This is a genomic window from Pseudomonas sp. No.117, assembly GCF_054558395.1.
The window spans coordinates 1-4,431 of sequence record NZ_BAAJNP010000012.1 but is presented as its reverse complement, the minus strand read 5'-3'; the positions used below and the strand labels follow the sequence as shown (position 1 = coordinate 4,431).

Here is a 4,431-nt window from a genome sequence, read left to right as displayed (position 1 = left end):
CGCCGACTCGGCGAGCTGCCGCTGCTCGATGAGGGCGAGCGACACCAGGTGCTTCACCTCTGGAACCAGACCCAGGCGCCTTACCCGCAAGGCTGTATCCATGAGTTGATCGAGGCGCAGGTGCTCGTCCAGCCGGCCGCGGCAGCTCTGGTAGTGGGCGAGCGCGAGTACCGCTATGAGGAACTGAACGAACGTGCCAATCGGCTGGCGCATTTCTTGCGCGAGCAGGGCGTCGGGCCCGAGATACTGGTGGGTATCGCCCTGGAACGTGACGTGGAGATGGTCGTTGGGCTGCTGGCGATCCTCAAGGCCGGTGGCGGCTACGTACCCCTGGACCCTGCCTATCCGGAGGAGCGGCAGGCCTACATGCTCGAAGACAGCCAGGCGCGCCTGGTCCTGACGCAGCGTTCGCTGCTGGCCCGCTTGCCGGCGACTGCCCGGGCGCGAGCCGTCGTGGTGGATGAACTCTCCCTCGCGGACTATCCCGAGCGGAATCCGGCAAGGCTCGCCGGCCTCGACAATCTCGCCTACAGCATCTACACCTCCGGTTCCACCGGCAGGCCCAAGGGGGTACTGATCAGCCATCGCAACGTCGCGGCGCTGATCGGTTGGACCCGAACAGCGTACGATTCCCACGACCTGGATGGGGTACTGGCGGCCACCTCCATCTGCTTCGATCTTTCGGTCTGGGAGCTCTTCGTCACCCTGGCCTGTGGTGGCCGGGTGATCCTCGCGGACAATGCCCTGGAACTGCAACGGTTGCCGGCGCGGAATCAGGTCAGCCTGATCAATACGGTGCCCTCGGCGATCCGCGCGCTGGTGGACGCGGAACTGCTCCCGTCGTCGGTGCGAATCGTCAACCTGGCAGGCGAACCCTTGCCCCAGGCGTTGGTCGAGCGCCTGTACGAGTTGCCGCACATCAAGCGCGTGCACGACCTCTATGGTCCATCCGAAGACACCACCTATTCCACCCACGCCCTGCGGCGTCCGGGCGGGACCGCCAACATCGGCCTGCCGCTGGCGAACAGCGCCGTTCATCTGGTCGACGCCGAGGGGAGTGCCGTGGGCATCGGTATCTCCGGCGAACTCTGCCTGGCCGGCGCCGGCTTGGCCCGTGGTTACCTGGGGAGGCCCGCCCTGACGGCAGAACGCTTCCTACCAGACCCCTATGCGCCGGAGGGCGGTGCCCGACTCTATCGGACAGGCGATCTGGCTCGCCGCCGACCCGATGGGGTCCTCGAATACCTGGGGCGAATCGATCAGCAGGTAAAGGTTCGGGGTTTTCGCATCGAACTGGGCGAGATCGAGGCCAGGTTGCGCGAGCACCCCACGCTACGCGAAGCCACCGTCACGGTGACTGACTCTCTCCACGGCCAACACCTCGTGGCCTATGTCGTACCGGCGGCCGACTGGCCGCTCTCCAAGGCTGCCGAGGATGACGTACGCGCTTCGCTGAAGGCGGCCCTTGCGACACGGTTGCCGGACTACATGGTCCCGGCGATTTGGGTGTTTCTCGCGGCCCTGCCCCTGACGCCGAACGGCAAGCTGGATCGCCGGGCCCTGCCGGTCCCCACGATGGCCGATGACTCGCGGGAATACGTGGCCCCCACGACGACGGTGGAGCAGCGACTCGCGACGATCTGGGCGGAGGTACTCAAGCTCGAACGGGTAGGGCGTGGCGACAACTTCTTCGAACTGGGTGGCGATTCGATCATCTCCCTGCAGGTGGTGGCACGCGCGCGTCAGGCCGGAATCCGCTTCACCGCCAAGGACCTGTTCCGCCACCAGACCATCCAGGGCGTGGCTGCGGTGGCCAGCTTGCACGCCCAGGACACCGACGAGCGGGGACCGGTCGTCGGCAGTGTCCCCCTAACGCCGATCCAGCACTGGTTCTTCGAGCAGGAAATCCCCGCGCGGCATCATTGGAACCAGTCGGTGTTGCTCGAAACGCGTAGCCGCCTTGACCCTCGGATCCTGGGCGAGGCGCTGCAGACTCTCAGCGAACACCACGACGCTCTGCGTACCCGCTTCGTCCTGGACGATCAAGGCTGGCAGGCGAGCGTCGCTCCGCCGGCTCCGGAGGATCAGTTGCGCGTGCTCGGCTTCGCCGATCCGGCGGCATTCGAATGCGTGGCCGACGAGCTGCAGCGCAGCCTCGATCTGGGCGCCGGCCCGCTGCTGCGCGCCTTGCTGGCGGAATTCCCGGATGGCAGTCAGCGGCTGTTGCTGGTGATTCACCACCTGGTGGTGGATGGCGTGTCCTGGCGTATCCTGCTGGAAGATCTGCAGGCCAGTTACGCGGCCCTCGTCGCCGGCCAGCGTCCGCAGCTGCCTGCGAAGAGCAGCGCGTTCCAGGCCTGGGCGCAGCGCCTGATCGAATACGCCCGCAGTGCCGAGGTGCAACGTGAGCTGCCGTTCTGGGAAGCCGGTCGCCAGTGCGCCGCGCAGCGTCTGCCCTGCGATAGGCCCCTGGGCAGCCAGCGCCAGAAGAATGCGCAGCAGGTCAGTACGCGGCTGTCGTCCGAACAGACCCGACGTCTGTTGCAGGACGCGCCGGGCGCCTATCGCACCGAAATTAACGACCTGCTGCTGACCGCCCTGGCACGCGTCCTCTGTGCCTGGAGCGGTCACGAGCAGCTCCTGGTACGGCTGGAAGGGCATGGCCGGGAAGAACTGTTCGACGACCTGGACCTGACCCGGACGGTAGGCTGGTTCACCAGCCTCTATCCGGTGTTGCTGACGCCTGAAACGGGCAGGGCGCAATCGATCAAGGCGATCAAGGAACAATTGCGGCGGCTGCCACGCAAGGGCATCGGTTATGGCCTGCTCCGCTACCTGGGCGATGCCGAGACGCGCCAGCGTCTGGCGGCGGTTCCCCAGGGTGATGTCATCTTCAACTACCTGGGGCAGTTCGACGCCAGCTTCGCCGATCACGAGGGGCTGTTCGTCCCGGCCCGCGAAGGCGGCGGTGCCGCGCTGGGCGAAGAGGCTCCGCTCGGCGCCCTGCTGAGCATCGACGGCCGCGTCTACGATTCCGTCTTGACCCTGGATTGGACCTTCAGTCGGGAGGTCTTCGATGAGGCGCGGATACAGGCCCTCGCCGACGCCTATGGCCGGGAGTTGCAGGCGCTGATCGATCACTGCTGCGAGGCGACTCTGCAGGGTGCCACACCGTCCGACTTTCCCCTGGCCCGGCTGGAGCAGCCTGAACTGGATGCCCTGGCGTTGCCGCTGGCCGACGTGGCCGATCTCTATCCCCTGTCACCGATGCAGCAGGGCATGCTGTTCCATTCGCTGTACGACGGGCAGCGCGGCGACTACGTCAACCAGTTGTGCGTCGATGTCGAGGGCCTGGACAACGCCCGCTTCCAGCGCGCCTGGCTCGAGACTCTGGCGGCCCACGAGCTCCTGCGGGCCCGCGTGATCGACGGCCCGCATGACGCGCTGCTGCTCATTCGCAAGCAGGCGCTGCTGCCCTACGATATCCAGGACTGGCGTGAACGACCCGACCAGGCGAGGGCCTTGGCGGCCTACGCCGAAGCCGATCGCCAGCGCGGCTTCGAGCTGGCGAAGGAGCCACTGCTGCGTATCGCGGTCATTCGCACCGCGGCGCGGCGCCAGCGCCTGATCTTCACCCATCATCACCTGCTGATGGACGGCTGGAGCGCATCGCGGTTGTTCGGCGAGGTGCTGGAGCGTTATGCCGGGCACCGGCCCGCCACCCTGGCGGGCGGCTATCGGGATTACATCGCGTGGCTCGAACAGCAGGATGCCGCGGCCACGCAGCGCTTCTGGCAGGAGCGGACCGCCGTACTGGACGCGCCGACGCGCCTGGTGCAGGCCCTCGGCGACCAGGCGGTGTCCGGCGCAGGGCTCGGCCGCTATTGCCAGCTGTTCAGTGCCGACCATACCCATCGGCTGGAACGGTTCGCCCGGCACCAGCGGGTGACCCTGAACACCCTGATGCAGGCAGCCTGGTTGTTGCTGTTGCGGCGCTACACCGGGCAGGAGGCGGTGTGCTTCGGGGCGACCGTCTCGGGGCGCTCGCTCGAGTTGCCCGACATCGAGCACCAGATCGGCTTGTTCATCAATACCCTGCCCGTCATCGGGCGGCCGTGCGCCGACCAGACCGTGGCGAGCTGGCTCAATGAGGTACAGGCGCTCAACCTGGCCCTGCGGGAGCATGAGCACACCCCGCTCTACGAGATCCAACGCTGGGCCGGACAGGGCGGAGAGCCTTTTTTCGACAGCCTGCTGGTCTTCGAGAACTATCCGCTGTCCGAGGCCCTGGAGCAGGGCGCCTCGGACGATCTGCGCTTTGGTGAGCTGGAAAGCCGCGAGCAGACCCACTATCCGCTGACCCTGGCAGTCAACCTGGGCGAGCAGCTGATGGTGCAATACAGCTACGACGGCGGACGGCTCGACGAGGCC

Annotated in this window: 1 protein-coding gene; it reads left to right on the top strand. The window is 66.8% G+C overall.

Translation table 11 applies throughout. The annotated features are described in order from the left end of the window. Window positions 1-120: 120 nt before the first annotated feature. The coding region (locus ACYJP6_RS24110; protein WP_459478549.1) for an amino acid adenylation domain-containing protein at window positions 121-4,431 on the top strand (4,311 nt) is incomplete at its 3' end.